Annotated in this window: 17 protein-coding genes and 1 pseudogene; 11 read left to right on the forward strand and 7 right to left on the reverse strand. The window is 58.1% G+C overall.

Annotation, left to right across the window (positions count from 1 at the left end):
• The first annotated feature begins 47 nt into the window (after positions 1–47).
• Entirely contained in the window at positions 48–821 is a 774-nt protein-coding gene (locus B0G71_RS37025) for a YkgJ family cysteine cluster protein (protein ID WP_116148208.1), read from the forward strand.
• A gap of 37 nt (positions 822–858) precedes the next feature.
• Here the strand turns inward: B0G71_RS37025 and B0G71_RS37030 are convergent.
• Positions 859–1,050: pseudogene (locus B0G71_RS37030) on the reverse strand (IS5/IS1182 family transposase); the annotation flags it as partial.
• 692 nt (positions 1,051–1,742) lie between these two features.
• On the opposite strand from B0G71_RS37030, the gene B0G71_RS37040 reads away from it, so the two are divergent.
• The 4 genes from B0G71_RS37040 to B0G71_RS37055 all read left to right on the forward strand — a co-directional run bounded on the left by B0G71_RS37040 (position 1,743) and on the right by B0G71_RS37055 (position 5,161).
• Positions 1,743–2,771: a DUF1254 domain-containing protein gene (locus tag B0G71_RS37040; RefSeq protein ID WP_116148210.1), complete on the forward strand. Its 1,029-nt coding sequence runs from the start codon at positions 1,743–1,745 to the stop codon at positions 2,769–2,771.
• A 62-nt stretch (positions 2,772–2,833) separates the two neighbouring features.
• Positions 2,834–3,475 carry a glutathione S-transferase family protein gene (locus B0G71_RS37045; RefSeq protein ID WP_116148211.1) on the forward strand — a complete coding sequence of 214 codons (642 nt, stop codon included), beginning with the start codon at positions 2,834–2,836 and terminating at the stop codon, positions 3,473–3,475.
• 186 nt (positions 3,476–3,661) lie between these two features.
• Positions 3,662–4,474: a GNAT family N-acetyltransferase gene (locus B0G71_RS37050; protein ID WP_116148213.1), complete on the forward strand. Its 813-nt coding sequence runs from the start codon at positions 3,662–3,664 to the stop codon at positions 4,472–4,474.
• Between the two features lie 117 nt (positions 4,475–4,591).
• A complete protein-coding gene (locus B0G71_RS37055) occupies positions 4,592–5,161 on the forward strand; it encodes a GNAT family N-acetyltransferase (RefSeq protein ID WP_116148215.1) in 570 nt (189 codons plus the stop codon).
• 581 nt (positions 5,162–5,742) lie between these two features.
• On the opposite strand, the gene B0G71_RS37065 is transcribed toward B0G71_RS37055, so the two are convergent.
• A complete protein-coding gene (locus B0G71_RS37065) occupies positions 5,743–6,315 on the reverse strand; it encodes a GNAT family N-acetyltransferase (protein WP_116148217.1) in 573 nt (190 codons plus the stop codon).
• 105 nt (positions 6,316–6,420) lie between these two features.
• Positions 6,421–8,208, reverse strand: coding sequence for a serine hydrolase (locus B0G71_RS37070; RefSeq protein ID WP_116148219.1), 1,788 nt, complete (start codon positions 8,206–8,208; stop codon positions 6,421–6,423).
• 213 nt (positions 8,209–8,421) lie between these two features.
• Between B0G71_RS37070 and B0G71_RS37075 the strand changes: the two genes are divergently transcribed.
• Complete coding sequence (locus B0G71_RS37075; protein WP_116148221.1) at positions 8,422–9,087, forward strand: SRPBCC domain-containing protein; 666 nt, start codon at positions 8,422–8,424, stop codon at positions 9,085–9,087.
• A 245-nt stretch (positions 9,088–9,332) separates the two neighbouring features.
• On the opposite strand, the gene glnQ is transcribed toward B0G71_RS37075, so the two are convergent.
• The 3 genes from glnQ to glnH all read right to left on the reverse strand — a co-directional run bounded on the left by glnQ (position 9,333) and on the right by glnH (position 11,531).
• Positions 9,333–10,061: a glutamine ABC transporter ATP-binding protein GlnQ gene (glnQ, locus tag B0G71_RS37080; protein ID WP_181916896.1), complete on the reverse strand. Its 729-nt coding sequence runs from the start codon at positions 10,059–10,061 to the stop codon at positions 9,333–9,335.
• The gene (gene glnP, locus B0G71_RS37085) at positions 10,058–10,714 is read right to left on the reverse strand and encodes a glutamine ABC transporter permease GlnP (RefSeq protein ID WP_116148223.1); all 657 of its coding nucleotides are present in this window, start codon (positions 10,712–10,714) and stop codon (positions 10,058–10,060) included. Before glnP ends, glnQ begins: the two co-directional genes overlap by 4 nt.
• Positions 10,715–10,778: 64 nt before the next feature.
• Complete coding sequence (gene glnH, locus B0G71_RS37090; RefSeq protein ID WP_116148225.1) at positions 10,779–11,531, reverse strand: glutamine ABC transporter substrate-binding protein GlnH; 753 nt, start codon at positions 11,529–11,531, stop codon at positions 10,779–10,781.
• 352 nt (positions 11,532–11,883) lie between these two features.
• On the opposite strand from glnH, the gene B0G71_RS37095 reads away from it, so the two are divergent.
• From B0G71_RS37095 to B0G71_RS37110, 4 genes are all read left to right on the forward strand, one after another.
• Entirely contained in the window at positions 11,884–12,588 is a 705-nt protein-coding gene (locus B0G71_RS37095; protein ID WP_116148227.1) for a GntR family transcriptional regulator, read from the forward strand.
• Between the two features lie 81 nt (positions 12,589–12,669).
• Positions 12,670–14,082 (forward strand): MFS transporter, encoded by a 1,413-nt coding sequence (locus B0G71_RS37100; protein ID WP_116148229.1) that lies wholly within the window; start codon positions 12,670–12,672, stop codon positions 14,080–14,082.
• Positions 14,083–14,113: 31 nt separating this feature from the next.
• A complete protein-coding gene (locus B0G71_RS37105; protein ID WP_116148230.1) occupies positions 14,114–14,992 on the forward strand; it encodes an oxaloacetate decarboxylase in 879 nt (292 codons plus the stop codon).
• A 652-nt stretch (positions 14,993–15,644) separates the two neighbouring features.
• Positions 15,645–16,400 carry a DeoR/GlpR family DNA-binding transcription regulator gene (locus B0G71_RS37110; RefSeq protein ID WP_106286413.1) on the forward strand — a complete coding sequence of 252 codons (756 nt, stop codon included), beginning with the start codon at positions 15,645–15,647 and terminating at the stop codon, positions 16,398–16,400.
• 286 nt (positions 16,401–16,686) lie between these two features.
• Here the strand turns inward: B0G71_RS37110 and B0G71_RS37115 are convergent, their stop codons facing one another.
• Positions 16,687–16,866 carry a hypothetical protein gene (locus B0G71_RS37115; protein WP_116148232.1) on the reverse strand — a complete coding sequence of 60 codons (180 nt, stop codon included), beginning with the start codon at positions 16,864–16,866 and terminating at the stop codon, positions 16,687–16,689.
• A gap of 287 nt (positions 16,867–17,153) precedes the next feature.
• Between B0G71_RS37115 and phnS the strand changes: the two genes are divergently transcribed.
• Positions 17,154–18,242 carry a 2-aminoethylphosphonate ABC transporter substrate-binding protein gene (gene phnS / locus B0G71_RS37120; RefSeq protein WP_116148234.1) on the forward strand — a complete coding sequence of 363 codons (1,089 nt, stop codon included), beginning with the start codon at positions 17,154–17,156 and terminating at the stop codon, positions 18,240–18,242.
• The last annotated feature ends 40 nt before the right edge of the window (positions 18,243–18,282 follow it).

Below are 18,282 nucleotides of genomic sequence, written 5' to 3' on the forward strand. Positions count from 1 at the left end.
GTAGCTGGATAACCGAACCGCGTCGCGCGACGCAAGGGCTATGAGACATGGATATCGATTTTGCGTGCACGATGTGTGGCAAGTGTTGCCACGACCTGCGTTTGCCGTTGACAGTGAGCGAGGCGATTGCCTGGCTGGAGCACGGCGACGAAGTGCAGATTCTTTGCGAGGCGCTGCCGTGGCCAGAAGAGCCCGCTGAGGACAATCTTCAGGCGGCGCAAAAACGTCGTCGATCGTTTGCCGCGATGAGTGGGTCCTTGCCGGCGAGAATCGTGGTCATTCTGGCGGGCACGCATCCCGGCCCATGCCCGAATCTTAGGGACGACATGCGCTGCGGTATCTATGAACAGAGGCCGTTGGTATGCCGGATCTATCCGGCGGAAATCAATCCATTCATCGCGCTGACACCCGCGCATAAAGCGTGTCCGCCCGACGCCTGGACGCCGGGATTGCCACCGTTGTTGCGCGCTGGCAAGCTGGTCGATGCGGGCGTCGCGCAACTGATCCAGCAGTCGCGCGATGCCGATGAGAAAGACGTTCCCATCAAGCAGCAGGTGTGTGCGGCAATGGGTATCGATCAGGCGGCGGTGTCGAACGAAGGCTTTGTCGCGTATTCGCCCGATCGCGCCGATCTGCTGGCAGCGCTGCGTCAGGCGAGCAACGAACCCACTATGCCTGCTATGCCTCCAACGTGGCATTTCGTGTCGAAGCGCCGAACGACGGTCGATGTTCTTGTGTCGGTGGGAGCGCTCAGTTCTTTTGTCGACGCGAACAGTGCTCCGAGGTTCGAATATCTGGGGTTTTCGGTGGAATCTGAATGAAGCGCAGGGCCGTAGAGCGTGCGCGTGCTGACCAGTTCTGCTGCCGACGCTTATCGAGCTTGCTAGCCGTGCAATTCCTGTCGCGACTGTATGACGCCTTGAATTTGCTACCCTCGATGGTCACCATGTCACTGGATACTAGCGTCAGCCCGCGACATAGTTCGACGAAACGCCCGCATACATTGCGAATCGCTGCGCCGCTGTCACGGCGAAAGTCGGCGATCGTCTGTCCTGTCCTATTTTTTCGTCGACACATTAGGAAGTAGTGCGACCTGGTTGCGGGCATCGCCTTCGACGAATCGCTTCATGAGTCGCCCGGTCTCGGCGCGTTGACTCAGTTCAGGCGCTAACGTTTTGACACACTCTGTGTCCTCTCGGTCGTTGACCACTGGCATTAGGGCAAGCTTCCAAAGCTTGCAATTTCTCCAGAAAGTTTCAACAATGCTCAGACAGGGACAGAACACAGCGACATCCCTTTCGAACGGAGGTAGTACACGCATGGTTGCGCAGCGGCGAGGCAGGTATTTGCAAGCGTTGTAGTAGCGTTGGCTCTCGCGGCCGGCATTGGAATCCCGGGTGCGGCGTTTTCGCAGTCGCAAACGGCGGCAGTTGCGAAACCCGATGAACGTACCGTGGCTGACGCCTACATATACCTACTGGGCCGTCTCCTGGTGATCCGGCAGGAGAAAGTGGACCGTAGTCTCACGAAAGAGCCAGATGGATCACTGAAAATCGCGATCGGCCCGCAACCTGTCAAGCGTGCCGCAAACAAACTGGCTGCCATGCGCGCCCGGCAATCAATTCTCGCTGACGTAAGGACATCGTCAAGCAGGGGAAATGGGCTCCGCCAGCCGGTACCGAAGTGCGTTGACGCGCTCGCGCTACGACGCCATTCCAGGTCAGATAAGCAAAAGGACAGGTATGAAATACTCAATCACGTTGGCAACGCTTCTGTTTGCCGCGGGAGTCGTGGCCGCCCAGACCCAGTCGTCTGGCGGATCGCCCGTACCGGTAACAGTCGACAATTTTGTTCGCGCCGAGTCGGACCTGTATTTCACTTCACTGGTAAAGCAAGGGACCCTTGGCAAGTTGGAACACCGCCGGGAGCCTGCACCGATTGATCATCAGACGGTCATACGCCTGAACCGCGACACGCTCTATACGTCAGGAGTGTTCGATCTCGATGCGGGGCCGGTTACGATCGACATGCCTGATCCTGGCAAGCGCTTCATGGCGTTACAGATCATCAATGAGGATCAGTACGTGCCGAATGTGTTCTACGGCGAAGGCACGCATGTCCTCACGCGGGAGAGCGTCGGCACGCGTTACGTTGCCGTTGCGATTCGAACCCTTGTCGAGCCGTCTAGCCCGGAGGACATCGAGCAGGTCCACAAGCTACAGGACTCGATCACAGTAAGCCAGAAGTCGCCTGGCAAGCTCGACCTGCCGAACTGGGATCCGGTAAGTCAGAAAAAGGTCCGCGACGCGCTACTGGTTCTTGCGTCGACGATTCCAGATTTCAAGCACGCCTTCGGTACCAAAGAGGAAGTCGACCCGGTGCGACGCCTGCTCGGAGCCGCTGCGGCGTGGGGAGGCAATCCGGACAGGGACGCGATTTACCTCAACTTCACACCATCGCGAAACGACGGGAAGACGGTCTATCGACTCGTGGTTAAAAACGTTCCCGTGGACGCCTTCTGGTCGGTGAGCCTCTACAATGCACGGGGCTATTTTCAAAAGAACTCGTCTAACGCGTACTCGATCAATGACCTTACTGCAAAAAAGGGCGCTGACGGTTCGATCGCCATACAGTTCGGTGGCTGCGATGGCCACGTCGAAAATTGCCTTCCGATCGTTGCCGGATGGAACTATACGGTGCGACTCTATCGGCCACGTGCTGAGATTCTGAACGGCGCATGGACGTTTCCGGATGCCACTCCAGTTAATTGACGAGATGATTCGCGCATAGCCTATCGACAGCGCGCCCTCTCGTACGCGAATGGAGCGATCCTGTGACAACGACCGAAGTGGTGAGACTGTACGGAGCAGCATGGAGTGTGTACGTGCGAATCGCCCGGCTGGCTCTGGAAGAGAAGCAGATCAAATACAGTTTGGTCGAGGTAGACGTATTCGCAGCGACCGGCGTTCCACAGGAGCATTTGGAACGCCATCCGTTCGGACGCATTCCGGCCTTCGAGCATGGCGATTTCCATCTTTACGAGACAAGCGCGATTGTGCGCTATATCGACGAAGCTTTTCCCGGCGTCAAGCTGCAGCCGAGAGATCCGAAAGCTCGTGCCAGGGCAAACCAGATTATCGCGATACTGGATGCCTATGCATATCGAACGCTTGTTTGGGACATATACGTTGAACGCGTAGTTTCAACTCGCGAAGGCCGTCTGGCAGATGAGCCGAAGATCGCCGCCGCGCTGCCGCGTGCCGCTGTATGTTTATCTGAGCTGACCCGCCTGTCCGATGAGCAAGGGTTCCTGATTGGCGGCGAAGTGACACTTGCCGATCTGTACGCCGCTCCGATCTTCGCGTGCTTCATGCAGGCTCATGAAGCGGCTTCTTTGATGGAAGGATGCGAAAAACTGAACCATTGGTGGCGGCGATTCTCCACCCGCGAGAGCATGTCACGGACGCAGCCGTGATGAGCGGCGTGCGGTATGCAACGGCTAATTTCGGCCGGTCGACACGACCGGGTAGATCGCTGACAATCGCAACCATGGAGCCGGATTTTGACGAGGCCTCCAGCACGTTGTGATCCGCCCTAAGCGAAGAATCAATACGCATAAAAGCAGAAGAACGATTTCCGTTCGTTGGTAATGATATAAAAAATGCACCAATTTCCCGATAACCTCGGTCTCGCTACTGATCTATTGCTGCACACGGAAACCGGGATGGTCGAGTCACGGGATGACTATATCGTCGTTCGCACACCAGACGCGCCCGAATACTTTTTCGGCAACATGCTGGTCCTGCAACAGGGACCAGCGGAAAGTGATCTGAAACGGCTAGAGCATGATTTTGCCCAACTCATCGGGACACCACCGCTGATTGCACACCGGACATTTGCGTGGCCAGAGAGCGCCGGCAGCGTGGTGACCCTCGACGCATTCGTGAAACAAGGCTATGAGGCAACTGTCTGTCGGGTGCTGGTGGCCCATCCGGATGAGATAAATCAGGTTGCGACCAATTCATTGGTCAAGGTGCGCCCGTTTGCCATGCAGCAGGAATGGGACGATTGGTCCCGAATGCAACTCGCCGACATGCCGGATCCGACGGGCATTAGCTCGCAGCGTTACATGGCGCATCAACAGAGGGCTTACAGGAACCTGATCGAACGCGGTCTGGGAAACTGGTGGGGAGCTTTTATCGATGATGAGCAGGTGGGAAGTCTTGGTTTATTCTTCCTCGACGGCATTGGACGTTTCCAGGCAGTTATTACTGAGACACGGCATAGAAACAAAAATGTCTGCAAGACTTTGATAAGCGAGGTTGTCAAGCTGACCGCCGGACGCTCGGACCGGCTTATCATGGTTGCAGATGAAACCTACCATGCCGGAGCGATATACGAGGCGATGGGTTTCCGGCAGCAAGGCCGCGTCGCCAGCTTGTGTCGAGAGCCGGGTAATACAACCGGGCGCTGATCCATGCGGAGCGATTCGACGCTCAAGGGCATCCGGCAAAGTTCGGCTATTTTGAGCCATTCGACGGCACCGCTTAAACTGCTAACGATCATTGCTCCCTGACACGCATCGAACAAAATGAGCGCAATTGAACTGTTGAGACCTACGACCGCATTGCTGCCAAGCTACGTTTCGGCCCTCGAGACGGGATGGTCACCGGATAATGTTCGTAAAGACGTCGCTGCGCGCGAACAATTGCACGCTATCGAAGTGAACGCGGAGGCATTTGTCGACGGCCTGGATGATCCAACCGCATCGGGCGGGCCGATTCCTTTGCCCGATGGCTCGACCGTCGCGCGTCTGCCAGGCATTGTCCGATGGATCTGGGGTGGCGAAGTTAGCGGCGCAATCGGATTTCGTTGGCAGTCTGGAACCGCCGAATTGCCGCCGAATGTACTCGGACACATCGGCTTCTCAGTCGTACCGTGGAAGAGAGGCAACGGCTACGCCAGCCAAGCGCTCAATTTAATCCTGGGCGAAGCGAGGCGACAAAGTTTGTCCTACGTCGAGCTAACGGTTGACCCGGAGAATTTAGCCTCGCAGCGGGTTATCGCAGCATGCAATGGTGTCTTGATCGAGCGCTTCAAAAAGACGGCCGCCTATGGATTCGCTGAGTCTCTTCGCTACCGCATTGCGCTAGATCACTGAGGTATATTTGGGGCTCTGTTCGGTCAGGAAGAGACGGTCGACTACACCCCCTAAATCGCCGACAGTCCGATAACTAAGAACTCATCGGGGGGAAGGTGTCGCTGCACGTTGATAACGAAAGCTACCTCAGTTGGCTGAGGAAAAAGGTTGGTAGCGATTTGCTATTGAGTCCCTCCGTTGCAGCCGTGATTCACGATAACGAAGGCAAACTGCTCCTTCAGGAAAAGTCGTCAGGTGAGGCATGGAGTTTTGCCAGCGGGTGGAATTGAACTGGGAGAAAGTGGCATGAAGCTCCTCTGGCGTAGGTCGGATTAGTCACGTCGCAGCTGAAGTAGGTGGCAACTTGCGAGCACCTAGTCGTCAAATGGAAGACAAAACCCCACTTTCACTCGTCTGGGCTAGGCGCCGCAAAATGGGTAAGAGGCGAGTCGGGGAGTGCGCCGCTCCCGTTTGTCGCGTGACCACCATCGCGGCAGAGAATGCAGCAGTGGTAAGCCAATTCCGGTAGGTCGACACGCGAAGTGGATTTGCGCCGTCGTCGAGAGTTCAGCCTCTCAAGGGACAGTGGCAAGTTCATCGGTCTAGCGCCAGTTAGTGTCCGTATTGGCCACACGATCACGTTCAAGCAGGCCATACAACGCGCTATCTGACACCTCGTCGCCAACTATCCAACGATCACGCAACAGTCCTTCACGGATAAACCCGAGCCGCTCGAGAAGACGCGCCGAGGCTGAATTCCGTGGGTCGATATCCGCTTCAATCCGGTGAAAATTCAGCGTGCCGAAACCATGCTCGATTAGCGCGGAAGCCGCCTCTCGCATAAATCCGTTTCCCCAATGCTTGCGTTTAAGACTAAAGCCTATCTCCGCGCGCCGGCATTGCTCGTTCGCATTAAAGAGAGCGCAGTCGCCGAGCACTTCGCGAGTCGTCCGCAATTCAACTACGCAGATAAAATCCTCGCCGTCGGCTGACGTCTTCAATTTGCGTGAGACGCGATCCGTTGCCTGGTCTAGCGATGTCATCGCTCGAAACGGAAAATAGCGCATTGCCTCAGGATCTGACCAGATCGCAAACAGCTCTTGCGCGTCCTCATGGCGCAGCGGCCGCAGAATGAGACGAGTGGTAGACAATGTGACCGGTTCAAAGGTTGTCATGACGAAGGCATTGCATCGCGAAAGGATAGTTCTATTGAAGCATGTGAGCAGGCGACGTGTCCGGGCAGTTAGCTATACCTACAGCCGTCTGCCTGGAACGCCAGGCTAACTCTTGACCAGCCCACCGCCTTCGAGCGCATCAACGGGGATGGAGTCGTCGATGCGCGGCCATTCCAGCTCGACATGCGCATTCCAGTGGCGAAGTGCTTTCGCACGACCGTCCTCTTCGAGAACGAATTCAAACGTGATGCTCGGGAAATCGCTGCTGCGAAATTGCAAGCCTTTGAATGGCTTTAGGATATCGGCCGGTTCGCCCGGATGGAACAGCGAAATATCGCCGTCCCGACTCAGCTTGACACCGACCTTCCTGCCAAGAGGCGTTTCGTACGTGCCGACAAGTCTTGCAAGGACATCCGCATCGGGTCGCGTTGGCCGGCGAACGAACACCGCTTCCGCCTCATCAAGCTGTATCGCCGCGCGATCTATATCGCCGAGCATGCTCGTGAGAAACGAAACCGACCACGCGCCATTCGTCTCGTCATTAGCCGTGTCGAAGCGGTCGTAATGGAAATGGTTAAGGGGCAGCTTGACCTGACGGAATGCGAACTGGAGTTGCGTGCCGTCGGTTGCGATATCCAACGTTCCATACGCCGGATGCTCGTACGAACCGGCGTAATCCGCTAGGTTGTGCGACGGCTGTGTGTTCGGAACCGCACGTGGCACGGCCCGTTCTCGCGCCTCGCGCATTGTCGCCTTTGCCTTCCTGCGAAAGTCGAGCAGGCGCGCCGTCCAGTCGGTCTCTTTGAGGCCAAGCGCGCGACTATAGATATCGAAGCCGATGGCGTTGCTTAGCGGGGCGCAATGGTCGCCTATCACGAATACAGAAACACCGATCTTCTCTTCCGGCAGATATGACACCTGCGAATGAAACGCACGCAGCGTGCCGCCATGGCTCGTCAACAGATGACCCCGAAACGCAGCCGTCATGCGTCCCATGCCATAGATGCCGTTAAGCTCGGTTTTAAAGCCGTACACGTCGCTCATTTCGGTTGGCCACGGCAAGCCGGGAGCGAGCGTCGCTTTTAGAACGCTCTCAGGTATGACTTGCTTGCCGTCGATCAGTCCGTCGTTCATCAGCATGATCGACCAGCGCGCGATGTCCTCCAGGCTGGCGACGATGCTGCCCGCCGGACTGCACTCGTCATCTTTCGGCGCAGGTGGTTGCCAAAATTCATTGCTGTCGCGTCGTTCAGAGAACGGTAGCGCGTAGTCTCCCTGGTCGTCGGCTTTTGCGTCGCCATACGTGAACAAGGTTCGGTGCATACCAAGGGGCACCAGAATCTCGTCGCTGATGAATTGTTGCCATGGCTTGCCGCTTATCAACTCGATGATATGGCCGACCGCTTCGTACATCATGTTGTTGTAGATGAGCCGCGAGCGCAGCGGAGCAATCGGCTTCATGAACCGGATGCGATCAAACAGATCTTTCGCCGAGTAATCCGATTCGTACCAGATCATGTCATAACGCGGCACACCGGTTCTATGCCCGAGCATGTCGCGTAATGTGACTGCCGCATCAAGTGATTGATCATAAAACCGTAGACTGGGCACTGCATTGCGAATGGGTTCATCGAAACTCAGCAGGCCGCGTTCAACCAGCAAACCTGCAGCGACAGCGGTAAAGAGCTTCGTATTCGACGCAATTGGAAACAGTGTCGAGGAAGTAAATGGCAGCGCGTTCGCAACGTCGCGATAGCCGTACCCCTGCGTCATCACGACCTCGCTATCCCTGACAATACTCACACCGACTCCCGGCACGTGCCAGTCACGCACGAGAGTTTCCATATACCTCTCGAAATCGCCCAAATCCAGTTTGCTCGAATCGCCTGACATAGAGTCTTCCTTCTAATCAAAAATGGATTGTTAGAAAAGCTGGATGTATCGGGGAATAGCGTGACGGACCGGTTGCAGCCGGTGATTCTAGCGAGAAAAATAAAGCAGCAACGGAATGGCTCACAAAGTGGCCTGAATGACGATTCAGGGTGATTGCCGCTTCGCGACCAAGGCCGTGCATGAGATTCTCGACGAAGATTGAAAGGCCGATATATGCAATTCGAAAGGCGGTTCAGAGCCATTCATGCCGCTTGCATACGGGTCGCTATCGGCAAACGCCTGCGCAAGGATCAGTGGGTGAGCATGCCAGAGCGGCTAATATGCGACTTCTTCGACCGCAAGGAATCCATCTTGAATTTAGTCAAGCGCGTTATATGCGGTTTTGCAGGGGCAGTTTTCCTGGCATTCCTGGCAATATTGGCGCTGCACCACAACGGTTCGATTGAAACAGAGACTTTGATTGACAGTCCACCTCACACGGTGTGGACGCTCCTCACGGCGACCGACGACTACCCATTGTGGAATCCGGAGATTTCACAATTACGAGGGCAGCTTCGTGAAGGCAACGTCATCGAGTTTGTGGCGGGGACGGGGCCAGACGCAATGGTGTTTCATCCCAAGATATTGGCGGTGCAGGCTGTTCGAGAATTACGTTGGAAAGGCTACGTTTGGTTTCCTGGTCTTTTTGACGGCGAGCACCGCTTCATTCTCGAACCTATCGGCAGCAAAACGCGCTTTATTCAGGCTGAAACATTCACTGGCATTCTTGCTGGCACCCTGACTCAGAGCGTGCTGAGGGACACGGTTATTAGCATGCATGCGATGAATGACGCATTGAAAAAGCGAGCCGAGCTAGCGTCTGGTCAACCGCGGAAATAGTCGGTTGGAGCACTGGGGCAACCCCTACGAAGATATTTGCGTCTTCGCGCTATCGTGTCTCACGTTCGCGGCGAGCGGGAAATAACCGGGCGCACATAGCCGCACCGGCCGGACACAGTGCAAAAAAGTATGCGGACGTGCCTTCGAAAAAATCGCCCGCTTCCGGCGTGGAAGCCATGTCTCCCGTGATACGCCGGGGCGGAAATAAAGGACGACTCAAAGCTTGCACCCGATGTACGACTCAACTACGACACATGCCTTAAAAAGTCCTTCAATCGTTGCGTAGGCGGGTTATCGATCAACTCTGCCGGCTCACCGTCTTCCGCAATTCCTCCGTTGTCCATAAACAGCAGACGTGTCCCCACCCGTTTCGCGAAGCCGATCTCATGCGTGACGACGATCATCGTCATGCCTTCCGTCGCCAGGTCCTGCATGACCTTCAGCACTTCGTGACGCAGCTCGGGATCGAGGGCGGACGTCGGCTCATCGAACAGCATCAGCTGGGGTTTGATGGCCAACGCACGGGCGATGGCCACACGCTGCTGTTGTCCGCCGGACAACTCCGACGGATAGTGACTGGCCCGCGATTCGAGACCGACTTTGTCGAGCAACGCCATCGCCTGATCACGCGCTTCGGTGCGCGTTGCGCCGCGTACCTCGATGGGACCGAACATGACATTTTCGAGCGCTGTCATCTGCGGAAACAGATTGAACTGCTGAAACACCATGCCGGCTTCGAGGCGAATGCTGCGTATGTCGGATGCGTTACCTTTGACGCTCACACCATCGACAAGCAACTCACCACCGCTAATTTTTTCGAGCGCGTTGATGCAACGGAGAAGGGTGGATTTGCCCGAGCCCGAGGGCCCGACGATCACCACCACCTCACCGTTCTCGATACGAAGATCGATGTTCTTAAGCACGGGCACGTGGCCGAAGCTCTTTGAGACACTTTGGAATTCGACCATGCTCATAGTATGCGCATCCTTCGTTCAACGAGACGCAACGACAGTGTCATCACGCCGGTGAGAACCAGATAGATCACTGCGACGGCAGACCAGATTTCAACCGCGCGGAAATTCCCGGCAATGATCTCCTGGCCTTGGCGCGTCAGTTCGCCCACCCCGATGACGATGAACAGTGACGTATCCTTCAGACTCACGATGCACTGATTGCCCAGTGGCGGAATCAGCCGGCGGAATGCCAGCGGTCCGATAATTTTCAGCAGCGCGCGCGGCATCGACAATCCCATTGCGAGGCCGGCTTCCATCAAGCCCTTCGGAATGGACAGCAACGCACCGCGTACGACCTCGGCAAGATAGGCGCCCGAGTTCACGGTGATCGCGACGACGGCGGCGGTGAGCCCGTCGACCTTGATGTGCGCAAGCAGTGGCAGCGCGAAGTAAAGAAACATCACCTGAACCACAATCGGCGTGCCGCGAATGAGTTCAATGTAGACCTGCGCGGCGACGTTCAGTGCGAGTGGGCCGTATGCGCGGAACATGCCGGCTATGACGCCGACGACGAATCCGCCGATCAGTCCCACGAACGCAATGAACACCGTCAATTTCACGCCGGCCATCAAGTCTGGAAGCGCAGTCCAGATAACTGACCAATCAAATTCCACACACCGCTCCTTGTTGAGTCGTCTGTCGCGCAGCGGGGCTCGCCGCGCGTCCTGCTGATGACGATTACGACTTGGGCGGCTCCGACCCGAACCACTTCTTGTACAGCGTCGCGTAGCGGCCGTCGGCCTTCATCCTGGCCAACTCTGCGTTGACCTTGGCGACCAGCGGACTTCCCTTCGGAAAACCGATGCCGTATTTGTCGCCGCTGACCGGCGTGCCGGCGACCTGCACCTTGCCTTTGCCGGCGGTGCTGACGAAATAGAGCACATTCGGCGTGTCGTGCATGGCGGCATCCACCCGGCCTGCTTCCAGCGCGAGATAGGCCTGGTCGATGTTCGGGAACTGCTGGATTTCCTTGGGCTTCAGATGCGCCTTGATCCAGTCGATGGTGGCGGTGCCCGTTTTGGCCGCAATGACTTTCCCATTCAGGTCGTCGATGGATTTGATGCTGGTGTTCCCGGTTTGCACCATCGCGGCGAGCCCGCTGTCGTAGTACGGATCGGAGAAATCGATCGCCTTCTTGCGTTCTTCCTTGATCGTCATGCCCGAAAGCGCGACATCAATGTTCTGCGTCTGCAGGGCCGGGATGAGCCCGCTGAAATCCATCGGTTGAATCTTGTATTTCCAACCCTGATCTTTCGCGATTTCCGCCCATAAATCGAGGTCGAAGCCGACATACTTGTCGCCCTGCTTGAATTCGAAGGGCATGAAGGAGGTGTCGGTGCCGACAACGAGTTCTTTGGTGTCAGCGTGGGCGACGGTTGTGCCGAGCATGGCGACAACAACCATAGACATGAGGAAAGAGCGACGTCCCATAATTTCTCCGCGGTGGTGGGCAATGTCCCCTGACAAAGTCAAGGGAGGGCTGCCGGACAGCGGGTGGCGTCGCAACATGCAATGCACAACCGGCCCGGAAATCAACAAGTGTTGTCAAAACGGATGATACGACAACAAAAAGTTTGGCAACAGAAATTTTTGCCGGTGCAAACCATGAGGCGTCCGCCGTTGGAAGGTCGAACAGCCGCATCTCATCGTTTCCAATCAGTCAACAGGCCGCTGATCCGGCACGGCCAACTCGATAGCTAACCGGTATTGCGGGAAATCCCCGAGATGAGTCGCATCAGACATTGCATACAATGTGTCCTGATACTCACTAAGTGGCCTCGTTATGTCAGACATAAATGCATCTTTGCATACAATGCAGGCCGAGCCGGCGCGTTCAGCGGACGACGTCTACGCCGCAATCAAGGGCGCTGTGACGAGCGGCCAATATCGCGGCGGTCAATATCTGCGCGAGGAACAGCTTGCCAGGAGCCTGGGCGTGAGTCGCACGCCGGTACGCGAGGCGCTGCGGCGTCTCGATGCCGAAGGGTGGGTTGAAACGCGCCCGAACTACGGCGTGCGCGTGAAAGCGTGGACCTTGCAGGATGCACGGGAGATCTTCGAGGCGCGTCTTTTGGTCGAGCCGTATCTCGCAGGACGCGCGGCCTTGTCTATCGCAGCATCCGACATTGGGCGTCTTGAGGTGCTGGCCGAGGCGATGCTCGCGATCACACAACGCCCATCGACGGCTCAGTCCAGCGAAGCATGGTTCGCCGCGAACGGGGAGTTTCACGCCATCATCACGGCCGCCGGCAATAACGCGCGCCTCGACCGCTCCCTCAAGTCGATGAAGGAAACGCCGCTGATCAAGTGGACCTTCGGCACGTATAGCGACGACGACCGCTTACGCAGCGCACGCCAGCATTTCGAAATCGTTCGCGCGCTCGAAGCGCGTAACGCTGCGTGGACGGAAGCCGCCATGCGCTGCCACATTCTTGCTGCCGAAAACGCCGTGCTCGAACGCTCCAACGGGAGCGTCCCCGGATCCTGAATCCCAGCATTGGTTCGCCCAGCAACAGCATCACGAGCATTCATTCGATAGTCGCGACGACGACAATACTGGAGACGACACATGCCGAGCACCGATAGCACAACCGTACGCACCGTCAGCGCTGGTGCTCGTCTGGACCGATTGCCGATCTCACGCTTTCACAGGCGCGTGCTGTGGCTGATCGGCGGCGGCATGTTCCTGGATTCGTTCGACATTTACCTTGCCGGCGGCGTGCTTGGCGCGCTCGCGAAGACCGGCTGGTCGACGATGCACCTGAACGCGGCGTTCCTCTCGTCGACGTTCATCGGCATGTTGATCGGCGCGTTTACCGCCGGCGTGCTGGGCGACGCCAAAGGCCGCAAATTCACGTATCAATTCAATCTCGCGGTGCTCGGTCTCGCATCGATCGCGGGCGCGTTTGCGCCGAACATGACGTGGCTGATTGTGTGCCGCTTTTTCATGGGCCTCGGCCTGGGCGCGGAGATCGTCGTCGGTTACGGATCGATCGGCGAATTCATGCCGCCCACCGTACGCGGAAAATGGTCAGCGTATCTGTCGCTCATCACCAACTCGGCGCTGTTCTTTTCGACATTCCTCGGCTATCTGATCATTCCGTCGATCGGCTGGCGCGCTATGTTCGCAATCGTTGGCGTCGGCGCGATGATCGTGTGGGTCCTTCGCAAAAAGATGCCTGAATCACCGCGCTGGCTCGAATCGAAAGGCCGCTACGACGAAGCCGAAGCGATCCTGCGCGCAGCGGAGGAGGAGTCGGCGCGCAATTCAACGTTGCCGCCCGTCGTCAATGCGCCGCACACCGCTACCAGGAAAACCACGCTGATGGAGCTCTTCGGGCCCTCGCAGATCCGCCGCACGTTCGTGTCTATCGTCGTGCAGGTTGCGATCAACATGGTGATCTACGGCTTCATCGTCTGGGTGCCAACGTTCCTGATGAAACAGGGCATCGGCATGGCATCGTCGCTGGGCTATACGGCGCTCATGTCGCTCGGCGGACCGGCAGGCGCGTTGCTAGGCGTACTTCTCGCCGACAGGATCGGGCGCAAGAAGGGACTCATCGCGGTGTCGACGCTTGCGGCGGTAATTGGCTGGCTATACGGGCATTCCACCGGCATCGAAATGGCGACGCTGCTCGGCTTCCTGCTGTTCACGCTCACGTATCTGATGGTGGCGCTGGGCATTGCGACCTACATCCCCGAGCTCTTCGCGACGGAGAACCGCATGCGGGCAAGTGGCATCGCGGGTTGCGCCGGGCGCATTACGGGCATCTTCGCGCCGCAACTCGTCGTCATGATGTACGCGACGGGCGGTGTGAAGGACGTGCTGACAATGATCATCGGCGCGCTGGTCGTATTGGCGGTTGTCCTTGCAGTGTTCGGTATCGAGACGAATCGGCGCTCGCTCGAGGACATTGCGCCTTCGACCGACCCGAACGATGCACTGCCGGCGTCATCGCTTTCACATGAATCGCAACGTTGAAACTTTACTTCACTCGTTAAACAGGACACGTATGAGCGTCACACAGCAAGGCAAACGTCAAGCGTTGAAAGCGCGGTTGGCGCGCAAGGAGATTGTCACTGCCCCGGGCATCTTCGACATGATATCCGCGAAGATGGCCGACTCAATGGGCTTTGACTGTCTGTATATGACTGGCTTCGGCACCGTAGCGTCGTACCTCGGTCTGCCGGATGCGGGCCTCGCGACCTACACCGACATGGTTAATCGCGTCGCGGCATTCTGCGGCGGCACGAACACGCCGATGATCTGCGACGGCGACACGGGTTATGGCGGATTACTGAACGTCGCGCATACCGTCCGGGGTTATGAGCAAGCGGGAGCGGCAGGCATTCAACTCGAGGATCAGGAATTCCCGAAGAAATGTGGCCATACACCGGGGCGGCGGGTGATCCCGGTCGAGGATATGGTGCGCAAAATCAAGGTCGCCGTGGAAAGCCGCAGCGATTGCGATTTCCAGGTCGTCGCACGCACCGATGCACGTACATCCCTCGGCCTCGATGAAGCGCTGCGTCGTGGCGAGGCGTATGCGAAGGCGGGTGCGGATGTGCTGTTCATCGAATCGCCGGAAAGTATCGAGGAACTCGAAACGATCGGGCGAACCTTCAATGTTCCGTTGCTGGTGAACGTCGTCGAAGGTGGACGGACGCCGCAGCTTGCGCCCGATGAGTTGCAGAAGCTCGGTTTCTCGCTCGCAATCTATCCGGCTTCAGGCTTTTTAGCCGTCACGAAGGCGCTCAAGGACATGTACGGGCAGATTCTGGCGCACAGGAGCACGGAAGCCGCCGTTGACGCGATGTATCCGTTCTCCGAGATGTGCGAGTTGATGGGTTTCCCCGAAGTGTGGGCGTTCGATCGCGCACACGCGGACTAAGACCTCGGGCAGGGCACCTCTCTCGTTGAGCCGCCCACCGCCGGCATGGACTTTGATTTTTGCGGTCGCCGCCATTTTTGCGGCGCGCCGCACAAGAGACTTCAGCGGCCGATGAATTGTAGGACCGAGTGTCGAGCCGAACGGCCCTTGCGATCCGGAAGCTGTCGCTCAATGTGGCCCGCGAGGAAATCCTCACACAATTTTCGCACCGTGTATGATTCCGGCGTCGAAGCCATCACAGGCGGGCTCAATTCCTTGTATGAGAACGGGGTCTTCGCCAGCGTCGCGGCGCGCGCGAATGAGTTGCCACTCGACTAATCTTGCCGTCGACCGGAGATTGGAATCGGCAGGTCCAATTGCGCCGCGATACGGTCGCTTCCAGACGAACGCAAGGAACGCCTTGAAGCCTCTATATGGGTATCCGGCTTTAGCTGTTTCGAGGCCTTGGCGTCAACTCGCACGGCCGGTGTAGGTTTTCGGCGAGTGAGCTAAGAAGTTGCGCCGACATCTGGAGTTCAGCAACTTGCAGATAACCGTAGATGCCGCACGCAGTGCAGATTGCAGATGCAAAAAGCCCTTATCTGAAGGGCGTTTGATCAAGAAACGCCCCGCGTGACAAGCCCCACGCGGGATGATGAAGGAAACGCCGTCGATGCTCGCAGAACAACGTCACCAATACATCCTGGCGCAAGTCGCCAAAACCGGCGCGCTCTCGGTCGCGGAGCTGGTGCGCGAACTGAACGTGTCGCGCGAGACCATTCGCCGTGACCTGAACGCGCTGGCCGGGCGCGGCCTGCTGGTCACGACTCATGGCGGCGCACTGTCGAGCGACCGGCGCGAGCCCGACCTCGATACACGCGAAGCCGCGAATGCCGGCGCGAAGCGCGCCATCGGCGAGCGCGCGGCGGAGTTCGTGCCGGACGGCGCGTCCCTGATCATCGATTCGGGCAGCACCACGCAGGCGGTGGCGCGGGCGCTGCTCGACCGGCATCGCTTGTCCGTGTACACGAACGACTGGCGGATCGCGCTGCTGCTCGGCCGCCGCAACGACAATCGCATCACGCTGCTGGGCGGTGAATTGTCCGACATCGAAGACGCCACCTTCGGGCTCGATACCGTCCATCAACTGACGCAGTATCACGCGGACTTTGCCTTCATCGGCGCGGGTGGGATTTCGCCGGACGGCTATCTGACCGACTACAGCCGCATGGCCGCCGAGGTGCGTAGCCGCATGATCGCCGCGGCGGACATGGTGGTGGTCGTCGCCGATCATTCGAAGTTCGGCCGTGTGACGCCGGTGCGTATCAACGGCATCGAGTCGGCACGTTATCTGGTGACCGAACTGGCTCCCGAGCGCACGCTCGGCAAGGCCATCACGGCGCACGGTCCGGAAATCCTGATCGCCTGAGCGGCGCTCACTGATTGCCGCCGGCGGCGGGCGTCCCTGCGTCGAATACCGCCGAGCCGCCTTCAGGATGCAGCCGATCCGCGGCTCGCACTGTGCTGTCGTTCACCTTAAGCGCGGATGCAACACACACACGCCGCGTTTCCACTATCCCCATCCGCTGCAATATTCCGATTGACCGGGCACAATACGCGCCGTCGATCGGAACTAGCCCACAGACGCGGCGTGTCGGAAGCGCAAGTTCGTGGCAAAAGCGACCTCCGCCGCGAACTTGCGCTGCCGCGAAGCGTTACGCATACATCGTCATTTTCGCCATGTAGGATCGCGTTGAGTCGGCACACAGGGTGTCAGGCGTGGCCGGACCGGCTCGATTCCAGCCATCGCGCAAACTTTCGTCGTTGTCTGAACGAGCGCCGCCCAGCACGGCGACGGCAATATTGATTTGGATATTATTGGCGAATTGTGTCATTTTTTGGAAATCGGCAGAATCGTCATGGCGCTGTCATGGAAACCTGTAATCCTTGCCGTGCCCATTCAGGCAAGGCCGGCGGCGCGAGTGTCGTAGCGGGGCTGTGAGTCAGGCTGGACAGAGGCGACAAGAGGACAGCAAAGTTGTTGGCAATCTGCAATCCGCATGAATCCGCACGACAGCTTCATGCGGGCAACACGCAAGCGGCGCGGCGCTACCGCCGTTCAATCACAACAGGTATCGGGATCTCCCGACCGTCTGGTTTTTTGCCTTTCGGAGAAAACGACATGACAAAGACAAATTCCCTTCACGCCACGGCCGGCCTCGCACGCAAACTGCTGCCGGCGCTGGTCGCCGCGGCAGCATTCGGCGCCACGGCCATGCAGGCGCACGCGGCCGACGCCGTGGTGCTGTACACCGCCGACGGCCTCGAGAATCTCTACAAGGATGTGCTGCCGGCCTTCGAAAAGAAGGAAGGCGTGAAGGTCAACATCGTCACGGCGGGTAGCGGCGAAGTGGTGAACCGCGCCACGATCGAAAAAGATCAGCCGAAGGCCGACGTGCTCGTCACGCTGCCGCCGTTCATTCAGCAAGCCGACCAGAGCGGCCTGCTGCAGGCTTATCAGAGCGCCAACTACAAGAACGTGCCGGCGATCGCCAAGGCGCCGAACGGCGCGTGGGCGACTTTCGTGAACAACTACTTCTCGTTCGCGATCAACCCGGAAGTCACCAAGACCCAGCCGAAGACCTTCGCCGACCTGCTGCACCCGGACTTCAGCGGCAAGGTTGCCTACTCGAACCCGGCCACGGCGGGCGACGGCATGGCGGTGATCATCCTGACCTCGTTGCTGATGGGCGAAGACAAGGCGTTCGACTATCTGAAGAAGCTTGAAAACAGCGCCAAGTTCCACACCAAGGGCACGGGCTACCTCGACGTGCTGCTCTCGCGTAACGAGATCGCGGTTGCCAACGGCGACCTGCAAATGGATCTGGACGACGCGGCCAACGGCGGCCTGTCGCTCAAGCCGATTTTCCTCGCGCACGAAGGCGGCCAGCCGACCACGTTCCAACTGCCGTACGCCATCGGCCTGATCAAGAACGGTCCGAACCAGGCGGAAGGCAAGAAGCTGATCGACTACCTGATGTCGACGGAAGTGCAGGCGAAGGTGCCGGACATCTTCGGCATTCCGGCGCGCACCGACGTGCCGCTCACCGGCAAGAATGGCGAAGCGGTCAAGCAGGCGATCGCGGGCGTGAAACTGATTCCGGTGGACTGGAATCATGTGATGGCGAAGAAGGCCGACTGGACGGCGCGCTGGAAGAACGATGTGATCGGTTCGTCGGGCAAGCAGATCGAAGTGGTCAAACCGAAGTAAGCCGTCGTTCGTCGCGTTATCGACGTCAACCGGTCACGTA

The organism is Paraburkholderia sp. BL27I4N3 (assembly GCF_003386115.1).
Taxonomy (GTDB): domain Bacteria; phylum Pseudomonadota; class Gammaproteobacteria; order Burkholderiales; family Burkholderiaceae; genus Paraburkholderia.